The sequence below is a fragment of the Mesorhizobium sp. M7A.F.Ca.ET.027.03.2.1 genome (genome assembly GCF_003999175.1).
Lineage (GTDB): Bacteria > Pseudomonadota > Alphaproteobacteria > Rhizobiales > Rhizobiaceae > Mesorhizobium.
This window is the reverse complement of sequence record NZ_RZOM01001202.1, coordinates 1-1725: the sequence shown is the minus strand read 5'-3', so window position 1 is coordinate 1725 and position 1725 is coordinate 1. Positions and strand designations below refer to the sequence as shown.

The 1725-nt window shown below is 60.8% G+C and carries 1 protein-coding gene and 1 pseudogene; both read left to right on the top strand.

The genetic code is table 11. The features are described 5' to 3' along the window. Positions 1–299: pseudogene (locus EN750_RS32960) on the top strand (sorbosone dehydrogenase family protein); the annotation flags it as partial. Between the two features lie 226 nt (positions 300–525). After that, positions 526–1722: a helix-turn-helix domain-containing protein gene (locus EN750_RS32955; RefSeq protein WP_245481773.1), complete on the top strand. Its 1197-nt coding sequence runs from the start codon at positions 526–528 to the stop codon at positions 1720–1722. The last annotated feature ends 3 nt before the right edge of the window (positions 1723–1725 follow it).

Below are 1725 nucleotides of genomic sequence, written 5' to 3'. Positions count from 1 at the left end.
CGCTTGGGCTCACCTTCAACACCGCCGACCTGTTCGGGTTGCACATGAAGAATGGCGCCTTTGTCGGCCAGCATGGTTCATGGAATCGCATGCCGCGAAGCGGCTACAAGGTGATCTTCGTGCCGTTTGCCGACGGCAAGCCGTCGGGGCCGCCGCAGGACGTGCTTACCGGATTTCTGAGCAACGATGACAAGGCATTCGGCCGTCCGGTTGGCGTTGCCATCGACCGAACTGGCGCATTGCTGATCGCGGATGATGTGGGCAACAAGATTTGGCGGGTTATCCCGGCGGCCGACTAGGCCGGCGCATCGCTTCGGCGCGTGGAAGGGTTGGGCTCATGCCAAAACGACCGAGGAGCCGAGCGGATCGGCGCCATTTTTGGCGGAACAGGGTTTCTCGGCCGCGGGCTCGCGCAAAGTTGCCTGGCGAAGAAGTTTCGGGTGCGCGCTGTGTCCCGCCATCCTCATCGCGCGAAACCAAACACGGCGACGACCGTGCCCAAGGTGCACGAGCCGGTCGAGGCCGATGCATGGTTCCAATTTGGCTTGCGGTTTGCGCGCCCAAGGCTGGTTTGATCAACTGCACACCAGGACCGTGACGATAACTGAAACCATCGCGAGCTCCGGCCCTTGGGCCAACGGCCACATAAGTTTATTCGTTTTTGACCAATACGCGCCGGCGGATTCCTGTAATCTTCAGAAAAACACCGGGCTAACCGGGGCCAACCAGAAAGGTCGGGGAATGAAATACGTCGTCGATACGATCGGCGGTCCCACAGGCGGTGATGCCTGGCAAGCCGCTGTTACCGAAGCCTATTTTCCGCTCGACACCGAGTATCGGAACCGTCGTGAATTTTCGGGCACGCTGGAAACCTTCTCGCTTGGGCTCGTCAGCGTGTCTAAAATGCGCTGCGATGCCGTAAGCTATCGCCGCCATCGCCGCCACTTCCTCAACGAACGTGACGCCAGCCTGCTCATCACCATCCCGGAGATGTCGGAGGTGAATTTCTCGCAAGGGTCGAGGACCGTCAATTGCGGTCCGGGGGGCTTCCTCGTTGAGAGGGGAGACGCGCCTTACGAATTCTGGCACGGCAAGCCAAACGCGCTGTGGGTCCTGAAGGTGCCATCGTCGAGCGTTCGGGCGCGGATCGGGTCTGCCGAACGGCTCAGTGCGCTCAGTTTCGACGCGACCCAGGGCGTCGCCGCGCTCTTCCTCGACACGGTGCGAACCACGATCGGCCATGTCGATGAGATCACTGAAGTCGCTCGTGAGATGATGGGCAGGCACATCCTGGAAATGCTGTGCCTGTCGATCGTGAGCGACGATCGCGTGCTGGACAGCAGCATCTCGTCGATCCGGGCCGGCCATTTGCATCGTGCCGAGCAGTATATTCGCGACAATCTGAAGAATTCCGGCCTCGGCCCGCAGGCGGTGGCCGATGCCTGCGGGATTTCCCTGCGTTACCTGCAGGTTCTTTTTCAGGACAGCAACCAGTCGATCAACGGCTTCATCCGCGACGCCCGGCTTGAACTTTGCGCCGAGGAACTGATGTCGGTGACCAACATCAGCAGCGTTGCCGAGATTGCTTACCGCTGGGGCTTTGCCGACCAGTCTCAATTCTGCAAGCATTACCGGACGCGGTTCGGTTGCGCACCGACCGATACCCGTCGCGAAGCAGCGAACCGGGCAGGCCGCGCTTCGACCTCAAGAGAGCGGCACTAGACC

Excerpts from the sequence above, each read along its gene's own strand:
- EN750_RS32955 (WP_245481773.1), top strand. The coding sequence starts at position 526 with ATGCATGGTTCCAATTTGGCTTGCGGTTTGCGCGCCCAAGGCTGGTTT.